This is a genomic window from Comamonas squillarum, assembly GCF_025309455.1.
Taxonomy (GTDB): domain Bacteria; phylum Pseudomonadota; class Gammaproteobacteria; order Burkholderiales; family Burkholderiaceae_C; genus Comamonas; species Comamonas squillarum.
On the sequence record NZ_CP104377.1, the window covers coordinates 2,723,522 to 2,743,007 of the forward strand.

General features: G+C 64.6%; 16 protein-coding genes. 4 read left to right on the forward strand and 12 right to left on the reverse strand.

The window, feature by feature from the left end; all coding sequences use genetic code 11:
* Window positions 1-230: 230 nt before the first annotated feature.
* The 11 genes from N4T19_RS12605 to N4T19_RS12655 all read right to left on the reverse strand — a co-directional run bounded on the left by N4T19_RS12605 (window position 231) and on the right by N4T19_RS12655 (window position 12,272).
* Window positions 231-1,208, reverse strand: a complete 978-nt coding sequence (locus N4T19_RS12605; protein WP_116926522.1) for a porin — start codon at window positions 1,206-1,208, stop codon at window positions 231-233.
* Between the two features lie 302 nt (window positions 1,209-1,510).
* Window positions 1,511-3,169, reverse strand: coding sequence for an MFS transporter (locus N4T19_RS12610; RefSeq protein WP_116926523.1), 1,659 nt, complete (start codon window positions 3,167-3,169; stop codon window positions 1,511-1,513).
* Between the two features lie 256 nt (window positions 3,170-3,425).
* Complete coding sequence (locus N4T19_RS12615) at window positions 3,426-4,073, reverse strand: DsbA family protein (protein WP_260718217.1); 648 nt, start codon at window positions 4,071-4,073, stop codon at window positions 3,426-3,428.
* A gap of 12 nt (window positions 4,074-4,085) precedes the next feature.
* Window positions 4,086-4,394, reverse strand: coding sequence for a DUF1289 domain-containing protein (locus tag N4T19_RS12620; RefSeq protein ID WP_232539448.1), 309 nt, complete (start codon window positions 4,392-4,394; stop codon window positions 4,086-4,088).
* Window positions 4,391-4,891: a YbaK/EbsC family protein gene (locus tag N4T19_RS12625; protein ID WP_260718218.1), complete on the reverse strand. Its 501-nt coding sequence runs from the start codon at window positions 4,889-4,891 to the stop codon at window positions 4,391-4,393. Before N4T19_RS12625 ends, N4T19_RS12620 begins: the two co-directional genes overlap by 4 nt.
* An 86-nt stretch (window positions 4,892-4,977) precedes the next feature.
* Window positions 4,978-5,889 carry a hydroxymethylglutaryl-CoA lyase gene (locus tag N4T19_RS12630; RefSeq protein ID WP_116926527.1) on the reverse strand — a complete coding sequence of 304 codons (912 nt, stop codon included), beginning with the start codon at window positions 5,887-5,889 and terminating at the stop codon, window positions 4,978-4,980.
* 41 nt (window positions 5,890-5,930) lie between these two features.
* Complete coding sequence (locus tag N4T19_RS12635; protein ID WP_116926568.1) at window positions 5,931-6,854, reverse strand: 2-hydroxyacid dehydrogenase; 924 nt, start codon at window positions 6,852-6,854, stop codon at window positions 5,931-5,933.
* Between the two features lie 60 nt (window positions 6,855-6,914).
* Window positions 6,915-8,924 carry an acetyl-CoA carboxylase biotin carboxylase subunit gene (locus tag N4T19_RS12640; RefSeq protein ID WP_260718219.1) on the reverse strand — a complete coding sequence of 670 codons (2,010 nt, stop codon included), beginning with the start codon at window positions 8,922-8,924 and terminating at the stop codon, window positions 6,915-6,917.
* A 56-nt stretch (window positions 8,925-8,980) separates the two neighbouring features.
* Window positions 8,981-9,760, reverse strand: a complete 780-nt coding sequence (locus N4T19_RS12645) for a DUF4126 domain-containing protein (RefSeq protein WP_116926529.1) — start codon at window positions 9,758-9,760, stop codon at window positions 8,981-8,983.
* 92 nt (window positions 9,761-9,852) lie between these two features.
* The gene (locus tag N4T19_RS12650; RefSeq protein WP_182343622.1) at window positions 9,853-10,641 is read right to left on the reverse strand and encodes an enoyl-CoA hydratase/isomerase family protein; all 789 of its coding nucleotides are present in this window, start codon (window positions 10,639-10,641) and stop codon (window positions 9,853-9,855) included.
* Window positions 10,642-10,664: 23 nt separating this feature from the next.
* Window positions 10,665-12,272, reverse strand: coding sequence for a carboxyl transferase domain-containing protein (locus N4T19_RS12655; RefSeq protein ID WP_182343624.1), 1,608 nt, complete (start codon window positions 12,270-12,272; stop codon window positions 10,665-10,667).
* Between the two features lie 82 nt (window positions 12,273-12,354).
* Here N4T19_RS12655 and N4T19_RS12660 point away from each other — a divergent pair, with 82 nt between their 5' ends.
* Complete coding sequence (locus N4T19_RS12660) at window positions 12,355-14,082, forward strand: Na+/H+ antiporter (protein WP_116926532.1); 1,728 nt, start codon at window positions 12,355-12,357, stop codon at window positions 14,080-14,082.
* Between the two features lie 39 nt (window positions 14,083-14,121).
* Here the strand turns inward: N4T19_RS12660 and N4T19_RS12665 are convergent, their stop codons facing one another.
* Window positions 14,122-15,834, reverse strand: coding sequence for an AMP-binding protein (locus tag N4T19_RS12665; RefSeq protein ID WP_182343626.1), 1,713 nt, complete (start codon window positions 15,832-15,834; stop codon window positions 14,122-14,124).
* Window positions 15,835-15,986: 152 nt separating this feature from the next.
* Between N4T19_RS12665 and N4T19_RS12670 the strand changes: the two genes are divergently transcribed.
* From N4T19_RS12670 to N4T19_RS12680, 3 genes are all read left to right on the forward strand, one after another.
* Complete coding sequence (locus N4T19_RS12670) at window positions 15,987-17,030, forward strand: AraC family transcriptional regulator (protein WP_230770387.1); 1,044 nt, start codon at window positions 15,987-15,989, stop codon at window positions 17,028-17,030.
* 118 nt (window positions 17,031-17,148) lie between these two features.
* A complete protein-coding gene (locus N4T19_RS12675) occupies window positions 17,149-17,829 on the forward strand; it encodes a glutathione S-transferase family protein (protein WP_116926534.1) in 681 nt (226 codons plus the stop codon).
* A 7-nt stretch (window positions 17,830-17,836) separates the two neighbouring features.
* Window positions 17,837-19,480: an AMP-binding protein gene (locus tag N4T19_RS12680; RefSeq protein ID WP_260718220.1), complete on the forward strand. Its 1,644-nt coding sequence runs from the start codon at window positions 17,837-17,839 to the stop codon at window positions 19,478-19,480.
* Window positions 19,481-19,486: the final 6 nt, after the last annotated feature.

Below are 19,486 nucleotides of genomic sequence, written 5' to 3' on the forward strand. Positions count from 1 at the left end.
GGAAGGCCGACACGACTGCGTGGGGGCAAAATGATCGTGAGCAACCATTCTAGGGAGTTCATTCCTCGGCTGAATCAGCTCGCGGCAAAGCCCTGCAAAACACTGTACATATTTACAGATATTAGCAAATGGCGATGTATCCGAGCCGCAGGCTTGGGCGGCACAAAAAAACCCGCCATCTCTCGAAGGCGGGTTGGGAAGCAGGGGCGAGCCGGGCGCCCAAGGCTTGCTTAGAAGTTGTGGCGGATACCCGCAGCGAAGGTGCTGAAGTCGGCGCCGGAGATGCCGGTGGCGTAGCTGGCGTTGGCCTTGTTGTCGACCTTGGTGTAGCCAGCGTACAGCTTGGAGCGCTTGCTCAGGTTGTAGTTGTAGCCCAGGATCAGCTGGCGTGCGCCGCTGTTGCTGACGTCGTCCCACTTGCCAGCCCAGCCGAAGCCAGCGACAAACTCGGAAGCGCCCATGGTGTACATACCGGTCACGCGCGCTGCATTGCGCTTGCCGCGCAGCTCTTCGTCAGAGCGTTGGTAGTAAGCGCCCAGTTGGAAGGCGTTGATGGTGTAGTGCGCGCGCAGGCCCAGTTGCTTGTCGCCACCGACCTTGGTGAAGCCTGCACCCAGGGCCAGAGGACCGCTTTCCCAGTTGGCAGCCAGGTCGTAGCCGTGCTTGTCGTTGGTGCCAGCAGCCTTTTCGTGGAACGAGGCAGCGCCTTCAATGGTCAGGCCGCCCAGGAACACGGGAGTGCGGTAGGCGATCTTGTTGGAGTCGCGCATCACGTAGCTGTACAGCGCGTCCGACAGCGAACCAGTGTCGTGGTTAGGCTGGTCCAGCACGCCGTAGTCAGCCACTGCATAGTAGGACTCAGCGGTGAAGGTACCCAGACGCAGCATACCGAAGTTGCCCGCCAGGTTCACTTCGCTTTGGCGGCGGAAGGTCAGGCCACCAGCGGAGCCGGTGCCCGAGCCGTCGTCCGAGTTGAAACCCGATTCCAGCACGAAGCCAGCCTTCAGGCCGCCACCCAGGTCTTCCGTGCCACGGAAACCGATACGCGATGCGTTGTTGAACAAACCGGTGGTGGAGACATCGCCCACCTTCTGGCGTTCCACCGAGGTGTTCACACGGCCATAAACCTGCACGCTGCTTTGAGCCAGTGCAGCAGTAGAGCCAGCAACGGCCAAGGTGGCAATCATCAAACGATTCAGTGAACGCATAGTGTCCTCGGGGATGTAGTCATTAAAAATGGTTGGACGGTGCTGTTGGGGTCCGCACGGGGCAGGTTTCAGCCCGTCACATAATGTTAATTCTAGGCGGCAGACTCCGGAAAACGCGCTGAATATCTTGCAGTTTTTGCGAGAGTGACGCATCGCTACCACACTTATGTGACACACCCTGGTATTAACCATGAGATACCAAACCGCCCAGAAAAAAACAGCACCCGAAGGTGCTGTTGGGAGGTGAAGGCCAGGGGTATCAGGCCATCTGCATACCCGGGGCCATCTCGCAGTCATGCGGTTCAGTCGTTCGCGTAAATATCCACATCCTTGGTTTCACGCACGAACAATGTACCGATCACGAAGGTGATACCGGCGATGATGATGGGGTACCACAAGCCGTTGTACATGTTGCCGGTCTGCGCGACGATCGCGAAGGCCGTCGTGGGCAGCAGACCACCGAACCACCCATTGCCGATGTGATAGGGCAGCGACATGGAGGTGTAGCGGATGCGGGTCGGGAACATTTCCACCAGCATCGCGGCAATCGGTCCGTACACCATGGTCACCAGCAGCACCAGGTAGGTCAGCAGCACCACAGTCAAGACCTTGTTGGTCTTGGCGGGGTCGGCCTTGGCTGGGTAGCCGTCCTTGGCCAGGGTCTCGGCGACAGCCTTCTTGAACGCACCGTCCTTGGCCTTCAGATCGTCGCCACTGAGGCCCGCAGCCGAGTAGCTGGGGATGGTGTCGTTGCCGATCTTGATGATGGCCGTCGTGCCGGCAGGCGCCGCCTCGGTTTCATAGCTCACCGAATTGGCCGCCAGCAGTTGCTTGGCCACGTCGCAGGAGCTGGTGAACTTGGAGGTGCCCGTCGGGTTAAACTGGAAGGAGCACTCGGCCGGGTTGGCCACGACCACGACCTTGTTCTTGGCTTGCGCCGCTGCCAGATCGGGGTTGGCCGCTTCGGTCAGCATCTTGAACACGGGGAAGTAGGTCAGCACGGCCAGCAGGCAGCCGGCCATGATGATGGGCTTGCGGCCGATCTTGTCGGACAGTGCACCAAAGATCACGAAGAACGGGGTGGCGATCAGCAGGGCCACGGCAATCATCAGATTGGCACTGACGGCATCGACCTTGAGCTGCTGGGTCAGGAAGAACAGCGCATAGAACTGGCCGGTGTACCAGACCACGGCCTGGCCAGCGGTCAGGCCGATCAGCGCGAGGATCACGATCTTCAGGTTCTTCCACTGGCCAAACGATTCGCGCAGCGGTGCCTTGGAGGTTTTGCCTTCGGCCTTCATGCGCTGGAACGCAGGCGACTCGGACAAGGTCATGCGGATCCACACCGACACGCCCAACAGCAGAATCGACACCAGGAACGGAATGCGCCAGCCCCAGTCATTGAAGGCAGGCTCGCCCATGGCGGTACGCGTGCCCAGAATCACCAGCAGCGACAGGAACAGGCCCAGGGTCGCCGTAGTCTGGATCCAGGAGGTGTAGGCACCGCGCTTGCCATGCGGCGCATGCTCGGCCACATAGGTGGCCGCACCGCCGTATTCACCACCCAAGGCCAGACCTTGCAGCATGCGCAGTACGATCAGGATGATGGGCGCTGCCACGCCAATGCTGGCGTAGTTGGGCAAGATACCTACGATGAAGGTCGATGCGCCCATCAGCAAGATGGTGACCAGGAACGTGTACTTGCGCCCGATCATGTCGCCCAGCCGGCCAAACACCAGCGCGCCGAAGGGGCGCACGATAAAGCCGGCAGCAAAGGCCAGCAGCGCAAAGATGAAGGCGGAGGTTGGGTCCAGTCCGGAGAAGAACTGTTTGGCGATGATGGCCGCCAGCGAGCCGTAGAGATAGAAGTCGTACCACTCAAAAACGGTGCCGAGTGACGAGGCGAAGATGACCTTGCGCTCCTCCTTGGTCATCGGCCGTGCTGCTGCACTGGTTGCCATGCTGTTGTCTCCTTGTAGTGTTGCCGCTCTTTTGTTTGGCGGACACTGCATTCTTCAAGCAAGCGCTGACCCAAGTCTGACGGTTTTCCAACACAAGCTTGCAATCTGCTGACAATTCGCTGACAAAATCCAGCGCAACCCGCACAAAGCGTTTTGCGATGCGGAATATCGCTGCACTGCAGCAGCGACCAAGGGAAAGTCCCAGGGCGGGCAAAACCGCTGGAAGGGGCATTTTCAGCAGCGCAGAAGCCGGAAATCAGCGCTTGGCCAAACCGGAGGGGCGGTCTGCTGCCACATCCCATTGGCCATCGGCAAACCAGGCGTCGCCATTCAGGTAGGCGCTCAGCATCGGCAGCCCATCCAGGCCCCAGAACAGCTTGCCGTCCAGCACCATGCTGGGCACGCCAAACACGCCGGCGGCGGCCGCCGCATCGGTATTGCTGCGCAAGGCCTGCTTGGCCTCCTGCTCGGCCGCGTCGCCATGGCGCAGCTGCTCAGCCAGGGCATGCTCCAAGGCCGGCAGGCGCTGGGCATCGAGCGCATCGGCGCCACCCAGCCAGACATGGCGAAAGATGGCATCGGCCGTGAAGCGGTTGATGCAGCCGCCCTGGCCCGTGCGCAAGGCCAGGCGCAGCAAGGGCAAGGGGTTGAAGGGGTGCTGGGCGGGCATCTGCAGCCCACAGCCCAGGCTGTGGCCCAGCCAGCTGGCATGGCGGTAGGTCCATTCGCGCTTGCCGGCAATGCCGGCTGGCCCCGGGTTGGCATGCTGCTGCAGCAGCGCCCCCAGCAAGACGGGCCGGTAGCGCACATGCACGCTATGGCCCTGCAACGCCTGCGGCAGCGCATGGAAAGCCAGCCAGGCGTAGGGAGAGACAAAGTCCAGGTAGAAATCGATGCTTTTCATACCCGGCTCCTGTTAGGGCGTCGGCACCAGCGGCCGGCCATTGCTGCCCAGGCCCGCACGGCCCAGCGCCTGCAGCCAGATCTGCTGGCGCTCTGCGGTGTCAGCCTTGGACCAGGCACGGATCTCATCGATCGAGCGGTAGCAGCCGATGCAGTGGCTGCGGTCCGCATTCATCTTGCACAGCGACACGCAGGGCGATGGCACGACATCGTTGTAATCGGCGGCAAAGGCGCCAGTCACCCGCACCTGCTTGGTGCGGGCTGCCAGCGGCGCGGGCGAGGCCACAGGCAGCTCCACCGGCTTATCCATTTGTTCCGTCATGCCGCCTCCTTGACCACATCGGCCACCGGCGCGCCGGTCAGCGCTTCCAGATCGGCCGGGGCCAGCGCAAACACGCCATTGGGGTGGCCGGCCGCTGCCCAGATCTGTTCAAAACGGAACAGCTCGCGGTCAATCAGCGTAACGGGCTGGCTCACATGGCCGACGGGCGATACACCGCCAATTGCAAAACCGGTACGGCCCTTGACAAACTCCGCATCCGCGCGGCCCACAGGGCCGACCAGCGCCGCCACCTTGGCCTCGTCCACGCGGCAGTCGCCCGAGGTGATGACCAGCACGCAGGCGTCATCGCTCTTGCGGCGAAAAATAATGCTCTTGGCAATCTGGCCCAGCGCAATACCCAGCGCATCGGCCGCCTCCTGGGCCGTGCGCGCCGAGACTTCCAGCATCTGCGGCCCATGCGGATGGCCCTTGTCCTGCAGCACCCCGGCTACCCGCTGCACCCCTTCGGGCAGGCTCAGCAACTCCGCTCCACACATGGTTCAACTCCTTGTTAAGCAACGATTGTGCCGTTTAGCAGGCTCCGCTGCAGCGCAGCGGGCATTCGCGAGCCCGCGCTGGGCGATCAACCCGCGCGCTTGTTCATCAGCGCTACGGCCACGCGCGAGTTGGGCTTGCGCTGCAAAAAGTCGCTGATGTAGATGCCCGCATCGACCAGCTTGTCCAGGTCAATGCCGGTCTCGATGCCCATGCCATGCAGCATGTAGACCAGGTCTTCGGTGGCAACGTTGCCGGTCGCGCCCTTGGCATAGGGGCAGCCGCCCAGGCCGGCGATGGATGACTGGAAGTTCCAGATACCCAGCTCCAGCGACGCGAGCGTATTGGGCAGCGCCTGGCCATAGGTGTCGTGGAAATGCCCGCTCACCTGGTCCAGGTTGAAATACTGCAAGGTCGCTTCCAGCGCCTTTTGCACCTTGATCGGCGTGCCCACGCCGATGGTGTCGGCGACATCGACGCGCTCGACGCCAATGCCCTTCATCAGCTCGGCGAGGTAGGCCACGCGCGAAGGCGCAATCTCGCCCTCATACGGGCAGCCCACGGTGCAGCTCATCGCGCCACGCACCGCAATGCCGGCGGCCTTGGCCGCTTCCACCACCGGCGCAAAGCGCTCGATGCTCTCGGCAATCGAGCAGTTGATATTGCGCTGGCTGAAGGCTTCGCTGGCCGCGCCAAACACCACGATCTCATCGGGCTGGGAGGCCACGGCCGCTTCATAGCCCTTCATGTTCGGGGTCAGCACCGAATAGCGCACCCCGGCCTTGCGCGCCAGCCCCGCCATCACCTCGGCGTTGTCGCCCATCTGCGGCACCCACTTGGGGCTGACAAAGCTGGTCACCTCGATCTCGGTCAGGCCCGCATCCTGCAGGCGGTGGGTGAGCTCGATCTTGACGGCAGCCGGCACCGGCGATTTCTCGTTCTGCAGGCCATCGCGCGGGCCGACATCAATCAATTGGACACGTTGGGGGTAGCGGGCCATGGGGCGTCTCCTGGGGTATTTCTTAAAAACGGGGGGCGGAATCAGTATCCGCGATCGGCATAGACCATGCCGCCAGGCTTCTCTCCGGCAGCAAAGGCCCGCAGCTTGTGCAGGATCTGCTGCAAGGTCTCTTCGGGCAAGGTGCGGGCGGAGCTGTGCGGCGTGATGCGGATCTGCGGCTGCTGCCAGAACGGGTGCTCGGCGGGAAGGGGCTCGGTGCGAAACACATCCAAGGTGGCGCCTGCCACCTGGCCGCTGTCCAGCGCGGCCAGCAGGTCGGCGTCGACCAGGTGCGCGCCGCGCGCCACATTGATCACATAGGCGCCCGGCTGCAGCTGCGCCAGCAGGCCGGCATTGATGATGTTCTCGGTCTGCGCCGTTAGCGGCAGCAGGTTGACGAGGATACGCGTGGCACGCAGAAAGTCCGGCAGCTGCGCGCTGCCGGCAAAACACTGCACACCGGCGATCTGCTTGGGCGAGCGGCTCCAGCCGCGCACCGGAAAATCAAACTGCGCCACCGCCTGGGCCACGCGCTCGCCCAGCACACCCAGGCCCATCACGCCGACGGGAAAATCGCTGCGCAAACGCAAGGGCTGCTGTGCCCAGACGCCCGCGCTTTGCTGGGCCCGGTACGGCGCCAGGTCACGGAAATGGTCGATCACCGCATGGCAGACATACTCGGCCATCTGCACGGCCATGCCGGCGTCTTCCAGACGCAGCACCGGCACACCGGCGGGCAGCTGGCGCGCAAACAGCGCATCGACGCCGGCGCCCATGTTGAAGATCGCCTTGAGGCCGGCGCCTTGCTCGTCGAACAGCTGCTGCGGCGGCTTCCAGACCAGCGCGTAATCGGCCTGCACCATGCCGGGCGTCCAGCCACGAGCCTCGGCCTGGGGGAGGTGCAGGCGAATCGCATCCAGCCAGTGCTGCAGGTCGTCGCTGTCGGTGTAGACGAGAATTTTCATGGCCGGCATTTCAGCACAGAAAAGGGTGCCGCGCCGTCACAGACAGCGCAGCGGCACCCTTTAGGACGCAGCGACCTGCAACTTCAGCAGTTCTGCGCCTTCGGTGACCTGGTCACCGGGCGTAAACAGCAGCTCCAGCACCTCGCCATCGGCCGGGGCGGCAATGGTGTGCTCCATCTTCATCGCCTCCATCACCGCCAACGGCTGGCCCTTGCTGACCTTGTCACCGGCCTTGACCGCAAACGACACCACCTTGCCCGGCATCGGGGCCGTCAGGCGCCCGCCTTCGCTGCCAGCGTCACCGGCATGGGCCAGCGCATCAATGGCGGTGATCTCGGCCGCGCCGCGCGGGGCGAACACATGCACCACCTCGCCCTGCTGCCAGGTCTGCACCCGGTCACGCTGGCCGTTGAACTGCAGCTCCACGAGCTCGCCGTTGGGGCTGAACTGCAGCGGGCCCGTGGCATCGCCCACCGTCAGCACCAGGCCAGAGGCCTCATAGCGCAGCGCGGCCTGCAGCTTATCGCCGCCAAACTCAAAGTCAAAGCGGCGCTCGGTCACGCCATGCGATTGCCAGCCATCGCGGCGGCTGAAGGGGTCGTGGCTCTCGGTTGCGCGCTCCTGCAGCAGCTCGGCCACCACGGCAGCGGCCGCAGCGGTGTCCAGGCCCAGGCCGCGCTGCTTGAAGAGCCGTGCCTCTTCGCGCTGGATCAGCGCCGTATCGAGCTTGGCCTGGCCAAACGAGGGCGTGGCCAGGATATGGCGCAGGAACTGCACATTGGTCTGCAGGCCGACAATGCGCACCGCAGCCAGCGCCGCATCCAGCCGCGCCAGCGCCTGGGCACGGTCTGCGCCGTGGACGATGAGCTTGGCAATCATGCTGTCGTAGAAGGGGCTGATGGCATCGCCTTCGCGCACGCCATCGTCAATGCGCACATCGCTGATTGCAAAACTGCTGCAGTCGGGCTTGCGGTAGACATGCAAGGTGCCGGTGGCGGGCAGGAAGTTGTTGTCCGGGTTCTCGGCGCAGATGCGCGCTTCGATCGCGTGGCCGCTGATCTTGAGCTCGGCCTGCTGCTTGGGCAGCGGCTGGCCGTTGGCCACCAGCAGTTGCCACTGCACCAGGTCTTCGCCGGTGATGGCCTCGGTCACCGGGTGCTCCACCTGCAGGCGCGTGTTCATCTCCATGAAGTAGAACTTCATCGCCTCGGGCTGGTCGTAGCCGCCGGGCTGCTCGACGATGAATTCCACCGTGCCCGCGCCCACATAGCCCACGGCCTTGGCAGCGGCCACCGCCGCCTCGCCCATCTGCTGGCGCAGCGCGGCGGTCATGCCCGGCGCTGGGGCTTCTTCCAGCACCTTCTGGTGGCGGCGCTGCACCGAGCAGTCGCGCTCGAAGAGATACACGCAGTTGCCTTGCGTGTCGCCAAACACCTGGATCTCGATATGGCGGGGGCGCAGCACGTATTTCTCGATCAGCACCGCATCGTTGCTGAAGCTGTTGATGGCCTCGCGCTTACAGGACTCCAGCGCGGCAGCAAAGTCTTCGCTCTTTTCCACCAGGCGCATGCCCTTGCCACCGCCGCCGGCGCTGGCCTTGATCAGCACCGGGTAACCGATGCGGTCGGCCTCCGCGTGCAGCATGGCCGGGTCCTGGCCCGCGCCGTGGTAGCCGGGCACCAGCGGCACGCCGGCCTTTTCCATCAGCTGTTTAGATTCGGCCTTCAGGCCCATCGCGCGGATGGCATTGGCCGGCGGGCCGATGAACACCAGGCCCGCAGCGGCGCAGGCGACGGCAAAGTCTTCGTTCTCGCTCAAGAAACCGTAGCCGGGGTGGATGGCTTGCGCGCCGGTGGCCTTGGCCGCCTCGATGATGCGTTCCCAGCGCAGGTAGCTGTCCTTGGGGGCGCTTCCACCGATATGCACGGACTCGTCGCAGGCGGCCACATGCTTGGCATGGGCGTCCGCGTCGGAGTAGACGGCCACGGTCTTGACGCCCATGCGGCGGGCGGTAGCGGCGACGCGGCAGGCAATCTCACCACGGTTGGCGATCAAAATTTTCGAGAACATAGAACAATCTCCTCAGTCTTCTTCCCTGACCCCAGCCCGCCTTCGCAAGCCCCCGGTCAATATCGTTGGTGATCCGCGCCCGTGGCGGCCAGGGCCACCGGCTCTTCATGGCCCAGCCACCGGCGAATCCGGCGCACCACGGCCCGCAAAAACTTCCACAACACCCAGGTCATCACCCACATCAGCACCAGCACCACGGCCAGCGCCAGCGCAAACACCAGCGGGTGGTGGATGGCCAGCCACACCGCGCCGATCGAGACCCCGTCTTCGACCAGGCTCGCGCCCCAGTTGGAGAACGGCTCCGGGCTGGTGTTGATGGCCGCGCGCGTCGTGGTCTTGGCCACCTGGCTGCTCAGCGCCAAGGTGCCGCCCATCAGGGCCGCCGCTGTCGCCATCGTCGCGTTGTCGGTGCCAAACACGCTGGCCGCCAAGGCCGCACCCGCTGGCACCCGCACCACGCTTTGCACCACATCCCAGACCGAATCCACGCCGGGGATCTTGTCGGCAAAGAACTCGACAAACAGCAGCGCGCCACTGATGAACAGGATCACCGGCTGCTGCAGCACCGTCAGCCCACCGGGCAGCTGCAGCACGCCGGTGGCGCCCAGCATGCCCGTCACAAACACCACCGCATACAGCCGAAAGCCACTGGCCCAACCGAGCGCAGCTGCCAGCGCCATCAGCTGGCCCCAGTCCCACTGCGCCATGGCCTGGCCCATCTGGCCGGCCACCTGGCCGACCTGGTCGGCCGCCTGCCCCACCGTGTGTGCGGTGTCCTTGTCCAGATGCAGGCCCATGCCGTGCAGCCAGTTGACGATGGTGTTCCAGATATCCATGGTGGTGCTCCTCAGTGCCAGTCAGCAAACGCGCTGTTTATAGCGCCAATGCCCGCTTGCTGTCTGCCATCCAAGGCCGCTTTAGGGCTGCATCAGCCTCCCAGCCAGCTGGGTTTGCGTTTGTTCAAGAAGGCCTGCACGCCTTCCTTGCCTTCGGCGCTGGCGCGGATATCGGCGATGCCGGCCACGGTCTCGGCGATCAGCGCTTCGTCCACCTCACGGCCGGCCACATCGAGCACCAGCTTTTTGCAGGCCTGTACCGCTGCCGGGCTGGCGCTCAGCAGGTGCTTGAGCAGGCCGTCCACGGCGCTGTCCAGCGCCTCAGCCTCCACCACCTGGTGCACAAAGCCGGTGCGTAGCGCTTCGGCGGCGTCAAAGCGCTCACCGGTCAGAAAGTAGCGGTGCGCCGCACGCGGGCCCATCGCGCGGATCACATAGGGGCTGATCGTGGCCGGGATCAGGCCGATCTTCACCTCGCTGAGGCAAAAACCGGCGTGGCTGGCCGCCACCGCCATGTCGCAGCAGGCCACCAGGCCCATGCCACCGGCGTAGACATCGCCCTGCACCCGCGCAATCGTCGGCTTGGGGCAGGTGTAAATGACGCGCAGCATCTCGGCGAGCTTGCCCGCGTCGACCAGGTTTTCCTCGCGGGTGTAATCGGCCATCGCGCGCATCCAGTTCAGGTTGGCGCCAGCGCAGAAGGCCGGGCCTTCGGCGGCCAGCACCACGGCGCGGACCGGGGCCTGCGCACCCACCCAGCTGAAGGCGCGGGTGATGTCGGCAATCACCTCATCGCTGAAGGCATTGCGCACATCGGGCTGGGTCAGGGTGATGGTGGCCACCGGCCCAGTGGCTTCGACGGTCAGAAATGTACTTTTCATGGTGTCCTCTCTGTCTCAGAGCCTTACATGCGGAAGACGCCGAATCGGGTATCTTCGATCGGTGCATTGCGCGTGGCCGCCAGGCCCAGCGCCAGCACGCGGCGGGTATCGGCCGGGTCGATGACGCCGTCATCCCACAGCCGTGCCGAGGCGTAGTAAGGGTGGCCCTGGTCCTCGTACTGCTGGCGGATGGGCGCCTTGAAGGCCTCCTCCTCTTCCGCCGTCCAGGCGCCGCCCCGGCCTTCGATGCCATCGCGCTTGACCGTGGCCAGCACGCTGGCCGCCTGCTCGCCGCCCATCACGCTGATGCGTGCGTTCGGCCACATCCACAAAAAGCGGGGGCTGTAGGCGCGGCCACACATGCCGTAGTTGCCGGCGCCAAAGCTGCCGCCGATGATGATGGTGAACTTGGGCACGCTGGCCGTGGCCACCGCCGTCACCAGCTTGGCGCCGTGGCGGGCAATGCCCTCGTTCTCGTACTTGCGGCCGACCATGAAGCCGGTGATGTTCTGCAAAAAGACCAGCGGAATCTTGCGCTGGCAGCACAGCTCGATGAAGTGCGCACCCTTGACGGCCGACTCGCTGAACAAAATGCCGTTGTTGGCGATGATGCCCACCTCCATGCCCTCGACGCGGGCAAAGCCGCAGACCAGGGTGGCGCCAAAACGGGCCTTGAACTCGTCAAAATCGCTGCCATCGACAATGCGGGCGATGATTTCGCGCACATCAAAAGGCTTGCGCGTATCGACCGGGATCACGCCATACAGCTCATCGGCCGGGTAGGCCGGTGCCTGCGGCGCCTTGTCGGCCAAGTTGGGCTGTTTGGCCTTGTTCAGGTGGCTCACGGCCTTGCGGGCCAGCGCCAGTGCATGGGTGTCGTTGTCGGCCAGGTGGTCGGCCACGCCCGACAGGCGCGTGTGCACATCGCCGCCACCCAGGTCTTCGGCACTCACCACCTCGCCGGTCGCAGCCTTCACCAGCGGTGGGCCACCCAAAAAGATCGTGCCCTGGTTCTTCACGATGATGGACTCGTCGCTCATCGCCGGCACATAGGCGCCGCCAGCGGTGCAGGAACCCATGACCACGGCGATCTGCGCAATGCCCTGGGCCGACATATTGGCCTGGTTGTAGAAGATGCGGCCAAAGTGCTCGCGGTCGGGGAAGACCTCGTCCTGGTTGGGCAGGTTGGCGCCGCCCGAATCAACCAGGTAAATGCAGGGCAGTCGGTTTTGCGCTGCCACTTCCTGGGCGCGCAAATGTTTTTTTACCGTCATCGGGTAGTAGGTGCCGCCTTTGACCGTGGCATCATTGCACACGATCATGCAGTCCACCCCACTGACGCGGCCCACGCCGGCGATCAGGCCCGCACCGGGTGCATCGTTGTTGTACATGTTCAGCGCAGCCAGCGGTGCCAGCTCCAAAAAGGGCGTGCCCGGGTCCAGCAGCATCTGCACGCGGTCACGCGGCAGCAGCTTGCCCCGGCCCAGGTGCTTGGCACGGGCGGCTTCACCACCGCCTTGCGCCACCTTGGCAGACTGGGCGCGCAGGTCCTCCACAATGCTGCGCATGGCTTGCGCATTGGTCTGAAAATCTGCCGACCGAGCATTCAGCTGGGTTGCGAGTTTGCTCATGCTTGTCCTCTTCAATGTTCTAGCGTTCCGTTCAGAAACGCGTTTTCTTTAAAAATAGTCTGCTGCCAAACGAATCCGCACCATGCACACCGTCGAAACCGTCCTGCTCGTCCTGATGATCGGTGCCGTCACCGGCATCATTGCGCGCTACATCCGGGCCATACCGCTGCCGCTGATCCAGATCATGCTGGGCGCGGCGCTGTCCTGGCCACAAAAAGGCCTGCATATCGATTTCGACCCCGGCCTGTTCATGCTGCTGTTCATTCCGCCGCTGCTGTTTGCCGACGGCTGGCGCATTCCCAAGCGCGAGTTCTTTGCGCTGTACCGCCCTATTTTGCGGCTGGCCTTTGGCCTGGTGCTTTTTACCGTGATTGGCCTGGGCTACCTGATCCACTGGATGATCCCGGAGATCCCGCTGACCGTGGCCTTTGCGCTGGCCGCCGTGATATCGCCCACCGATGCGGTGGCCGTCTCGGCCATCACCCGCAACCTGGGCATGCCGGCCCACACCATGCATGTGCTCGAAGGCGAATCGCTGCTCAATGATGCCTCGGGCCTGGTGGCGCTGAAATTTGCCATCGCCGCCACCTTGACCGGTGTGTTCTCCTGGACCCAGGTCACGCAGGAATTTCTGTGGATTGCGCTGGGTGGCCTGGGCGTGGGCGCTGCGGTGGGCTGGGGTTTCAGCTACCTGCGCGATACCGTCACCCGCCGCCTGGGCGATGTGGCCGCCACGCAGATGGTGCTGCTCTTGGTGCTGCTGCCCTTTGCAGCCTACCTGCTGGGCGAAAAGATTGGTGTCTCGGGCATTCTGGCCGCCGTGGCCGCGGGCGTGGCCACGAATTTTGGCGACCTGAACCGCGCCGACTACATCTCCGAGCGCATGCAAACCGCCGGTACCTGGGCGATGGTGGAATCGGCCTTCAACGGCGCGATCTTCCTGCTGCTGGGCCTGCAGTTGCCCTCGATCATTGGCGTAACCTTGCGCGATGCCGGCCATGACTGGTGGATTCTGGTGGGCTATGTGGCCATCATCTCGATCGCACTTTTGGCGCTGCGCTGGATCTGGCTGATGCTGGGCGTCAGCCGCAGCCTGCACAAGGCCCACCAGGCCGGCAAGCTGGTCAAAAAACCCGACCTGTGGCTGAACCTGGCCACGACCTTGGCGGGCATACGAGGCGCGGTCACCTTGGCCGGTGCGCTGTCCGTGCCGCTGCTCTTGAACAACGGCCAGCCGTTTCCAGCACGCGACATGCTGATCTTTCTGGCCACCGGCACCATCTTGTTCACCCTGGTGATCGGCAGCATCGGCCTGCCGCTGGTGCTGCGCCGCGTGCAGGCGGTGAGCGAGCCCGAATCGGTGCGCGAAGAGCGCCAGGCGCGCATTGCAGCCTGCCGCGCTGCGATCAACAGCCTGGCGATGAGCGACGACGATGCCGCCCAGCAGCCCACCGAATGGCAGGCCCAGCAGCATGAAATCGAAGGCCGGATTGCGCGCGAGTACCGCAACCGTATCGACCTGCTGGACGAGGAGCGCACGCCCGAAACCGCCGAGGTGCAGGACCTGGCCACGCCCGACGCGGTGCAGGAGCGCCGCCTGCGCTATGTGGCCGAGCTGGAGATGCGGCTCAACTGCATCAAGGTCGAGCGCCACACCATCTACGCCGAGCGGCACAACAACCGCATCAACGACGAATCGCTGCGCAGCCTGGTCCAGGAGCTGGACCTGAGCGAGATCACCTTGCGCAAGCGCCTGGAAGTGGCCCGCCGCGCCGCCGCCAAGCAAGCTGCCAAGCTGGAAGGGCATTGATCGTTCAGGCGGGTGCTGCATGGCGGCGCTCTGCGCGGTTCAGGCCGTCTTGCTCACATCCAGCTTCAGCGATTCGATCATCGCCTCGCGGATCTTGAACTTCTGGATCTTGCCGGTCACCGTCATCGGGAAGGCCTCGACAAACTCGATGTAGCGCGGCACCTTGTAATGGGCCACCCGGCCCTTGCAGTAGCTGCGCAGCGCCTCGGCATCCAGGCTTTGGCCGGCCTTGACGATGACCCAGGCACAGAGCTCCTCGCCAAAGCGGCTGTCGGGCACGCCCACCACCTGCACATCCTGCACCTGCGGGTGGGTGTAGAGAAACTCCTCGATCTCGCGCGGGTAGATGTTCTCGCCGCCCCGGATCACCATGTCCTTGATGCGGCCGACAATGTTCACATAGCCTTCTTCATCCATCGTGGCCAGGTCGCCGGTGTGCATCCAGCCATCGCCATCGATGGCCTCGCGCGTCTTGGCCTCGTCGCCCCAGTAGCCATGCATGACCGAATAACCGCGCGTGCAGAGCTCACCCGATTGGCCGGGGGCCACGGTCTCGCCGGTCTCGGGGCTGACGATCTTGACCTCCAGGTGCGGATGCACCTTGCCGACGGTGGAGACGCGCTTGTCCAGCGGCGTGTCGGTCGAGCTTTGGCAGCTGACCGGACTGGTCTCGGTCATGCCGTAGGCAATGGTGATCTCGGACAGATGCATCTGGCTGACCACGCGCTTCATCACCTCGATCGGGCAGGGCGAGCCAGCCATGATGCCGGTGCGCAGGCTCGACAGGTCGAACTCGGCAAAACGTGGGTGGTCCAGCTCGGCAATGAACATCGTGGGCACGCCATGCAGGCCGGTGCAGCGCTCGGCCTGCACCGTCTCCAGCACCGTCAGCGCATCAAAGCCGTCATTGGGGTAGACCATGGCCGCGCCATGCGTCATGCAGGCCATATTGCCCAGCACCATGCCAAAGCAGTGGTAGAGCGGCACGGGAATGCAGAGCCGGTCTTCTTCCGAGAGCCGCATCGCCTCGCCAATGAAATAGCCGTTGTTGACGATATTGCGGTGGGTCAAGGTGGCGCCCTTGGGAAAGCCTGTGGTGCCACTGGTGAACTGGATATTGATCGGGTCGTAGGGCGTCAAGCTGGCCCCTATCTGCGCGACCTGCGGGTCGGCCGCATCACCGCTGGCGATAAAGCGCGAGAAGCGCTGCATGCCTGCCTGCTCCTGGCCCTGGCCTGCGACATCGATCCAGACCACCAGGCGCAAATCGGGCAAGGCCTCAATCTGCAGCGCAGCGCTGGCTTGCGTCTCCAGCTCAGGCGCCAGCGCGCGCACCATACCCAGGTAATCGCTGGTCTTGAAGCGCTCCATCACAAACAGCGCCTTGCACTGCACCTTGTTGAGCGCATAGGCCAGTTCGGAGGTGCGGTAGGCCGGGTTGATGTTGACGAGGATGATGCCGACATGGGCGGTGGCCAGCTGCAGCAGCACCCATTCCACATTGTTGTGCGACCAGATCCCCACCCGGTCACCCTTGGCAATGCCGGCGCGCAGCAAGGCGCTGGCCAGTTGCTGCGATTGCTCCAGCAGTTGCTGGTAAGTGAGGCGCAGGCCCTGGTGGCGGCTGATGAGCGCATCGCGCGCGCCAAAGCGCGCTGCTGTCTCGCTCAGCTGCTGGCCGATGGTCTTGTTGAGCAGGCGCGGCTCGCTGGCGCCCCGTGCATAGCTGCTGGTCAATCTGGTCTCGCTCATGGTGTCTCCTGTCCGCCGCCCAACCAGCCGGGTCGGCGGCCCTGTTCCTTGTCTTTCAGGATACGCGAGCGTGCCGCGCAAATGATGGCAGGATGGTTGCAAATGTCGCCAGTACAATGGCCATGCTTGGCGCTTTTTAAACCCCACCCTCCATGCCCAAACCGCTGCCCTCCTCTGCCGTCGTGCACCATCCCGCCGTTACGCCCATGGCCTTTGTCCGGGCCATCGCGCGGGCCTACCAGCACCGGGGGCTGAGTGCGGACCGAGCGCTGCAGTTGGCGCAAATCGATCCCTTGGCGGTTGAAAAGGACGGCCCCGGCATCACCGCACTGCAGTTTGAAACGCTCTCGGATGCGGCGATGCAGGAGCTGGATGACGAGGCGCTGGGCTGGTTCAGCCGGCGCCTGCCCTGGGGCAGCTATGGCATGCTGGCACGCGCCTCGCTCACCAGCCCCAACCTGGGGGTGGCGCTCAAGCGCTGGTGCCGCCACCACGGCCTGCTCACCGATGACCTGGCGCTCAGCCTGCAGGTGCAGGGCGAGACGGCCACGGTCGAGATCATCGAGCACACGGGCCTGGGCGAGCTGCGCGAGTTTTGCCTCGTGTCCATGCTGCGCAATATGCATGGGCTGTCGAGCTGGTTTGTCGACTCGTCGCTGCCGCTGTTCAAGGTGAGTTTTCCGTTCGAGGCCCCCGCCCATGCCGATGTGTATGCGCTGCTCTTCCCCGGCGATGTGCAGTTTGGCGCGCCAGTCACGCGCATGCAGTTTGATGCGCGTTATCTCGCCTTGCCGATTGCCCGCGATGAGGCGGCCTTGCAGCGCATGCTGCAGCGCGCGCTGCCGCTGACCGTGCGCCCCTACCGGCGCGACCGGCTGATGGTGCAGCGCGTGCGCCAGCTGCTGGCGGCCGATCCCTCGGCGATGCACAGCGCCGACAGCCTCTCGGCCAAGCTGCACCTGTCACTGCGCACCCTGCACCGCCAGCTCAAGGACGAGGGCGCATCGCTGCAGGCCCTGAAGGACGAGGTGCGGCGCGAACGCTCGCTGACTCTGCTGCACCGCAGCAACCGGCCCATCAAGCAGATCGCGCAGTTGGCAGGCTTCAGCAACGACAAGAGCTTTATCCGGGCCTTTCGCACCTGGATGGGCATGTCCCCGGCCGAATACCGCAAGAGCACCCGGCCGCCGGCCTGAGGCGCAGCCGATGCTGGCCTGAGACCGGCCCGATTTGCAACCTGGCTGACACCTGCAGGGCAGCCACGTACATCCATTCGTGCCAAGATGGCGGCACAACATCGGATGGAGACTTGCCGTGATCGAGCTGTACCACTGTGTGAGCGCGCGCTCGTTCCGCGCGCTATGGATGCTGGAAGAGCTTGGCCTGCCCTACCAGCTGCAGATGCTGCCCTTTCCGCCCCGCGCACTGGCCAAGCACTACCTGGCACTCAACCCCCTGGGCACCGTGCCCTTGCTGATCGACGGCGACACGCGCATGACCGAGTCGTCCGCCATCTGCCAGTACCTGGCCAGCCGCGACCCGGCGCAGCGCCTGGACGTGCAGCCCAGCGACCCCGCCTATGGCAGCTACCTGAACTGGCTGTACATGTCCGATACGACCTTGACCTTTCCGCAGACCCTGGTGCTGCGCTACCAGTTCTTTGAGCCTGCCGTGCGGCGCCAGCCCCAGGTCGCAGAAGACTATGCGCGCTGGTTTCTGGGCCGGCTGCGCGCGCTGGAGACCGCCGCCCAGGCCATGCCAGCCGAACTGCCCTACCTCTGCGCAGGCCGTTTTACCGCGGCCGATGTGGCCGTGGGCTATGCGCTGATGCTGTCGGACTACCTGGGCATGTCCTCGCAATGGGGGCCGGCCACCCAGCACTACTGGATGCACCTGCAGCAGCGCGCCGCCTTTCTGCGCAGCCTGGAGGTCGAAAAGCAGGCCGCGCTGGACCAGCAGATCGACCCCATTCCGTCGCCCTTGATCCGGCCCTGACCCTGCTTTGAAGTCCTCCGACATGATCGCCATCACCGACCACACCACCATCGGCCAGGCCTTGCAGGCCGCCATTGCGCGCTACCCCGAGCACAGCCTGCTGGCGGTGCCGGCCAATCCCAAGCGCAGCTACCTGCCCGAGGGCTGCGAGTTCAGCTACACGCAGGCCGGCGCCCATATCGCGCGGCTGCAGGCCCGCTACCAGGCCGCGGGCTATGGCGTGGGCCACCGCGTGGGGCTGTTTCTGGAAAGCCGGCCCGAGCACCTCTGGCACAAGCTGGCGATGAACAGCCTGGGCATCTGCTGTGTGCCCATCAACCCCGACTACAAGCGCCGCGAGCTGAACTACCTGATCGACCATGCACAGCTGGACCTGATCATCTGCCTGCCCGAGCGGCTGGAGGCACTGCAGCAGTCCCTGCAGGACACGCGCAACCAGCCGGCCCTGGTCTGCACCGATCCGCAGGATGACAGTGCGATCACGCTGCCGCCGGCCCGCTCGCAGCCCTCGGGCAGCCTGAGCGCCGACACGCCAGCGAGCATCCTCTACACCTCGGGCACCACCGGCCAGCCCAAGGGCTGTGTGCTCTCGCATGCCTATGAACTGGCCGCTGGCAAGTGGTATGCATCCCACCCCGGCCATGTGTCGATCCAGGAAGGCCGCGAGCGCCTGTTCAACCCGCTGCCGCTGTTCCATGTCAACGCGTCCATCCTGTCGTTCTACTGCATGCTGCTCACCGGCGGCTGCCAGGTCCAGACCGACCGCTTTCAGCCCAGCCGCTGGTGGGAAGAGGTTGCCAGCAGCCGCGCCACCATCGTCCACTACCTGGGCGTGATCATTCCGCTCTTGCTCAAGCAGCCGCCGTCCGACTGGGAAAAGCAGCACTGCGTGCGCTTTGGCTATGGCGCAGGGGTGGAGCCGCAGCTGCATGCCGCCTTCGAGCAGCGCTTTGGCTTTCCGCTGATCGAGCTGTGGGGCATGACCGAGGTGGTGCGCACCATCTCTGACCATGGCGACGACCGCCAGGTAGGCACACGCTCCTTTGGCCGTGGTGCGCCGGGGCTCGAGGTACTGGTGGCCGATGAGAGCGGCCAGCCGGTGCCGCCCGGCACGCCTGGCGAGATGCTGGTGCGCTACTCGGCCGAGACCCCGCGCAAGCATTTTTTCAGCGAGTACCTGGACAACCCCGAGGCCACCGCCAAGGCCTGGGAAGGCGGCTGGTTCCACACCGGGGATGTGGTGCTGCAGGACCCCGATGGCCTGCTGCACTTCATGGACCGGCGCAAGAACATCATCCGCCGCTCCGGCGAGAACATTGCCGCGGCCGAGGTGGAAGCCGTGCTGCTGTCCCACCCCAAGGTGCACCAGGTGGCCGTGCTGGCCGCGCCCGATGACATCCGCGAAGAGGAGGTGCTGGCCAGCATTGTGCTGACGGACGGCGTGGCGCCCGGCACCGCCATCTGCCAGGAGCTGTTTGCGTTCTGCCAGCAAGAGATGGCCTACTACAAGGTGCCCGGCTGGTGGTGGTTCACCGATGAGATCCCCACCACCGGCACGCAAAAGATCCAGAAGCACCGGATCTTGGCGGCAGGCCAGGATGTGCGCAGCCTGCCCCAGGTGCTGGACATGCGGGCGCACAAAAAGCGCTAATGGCGC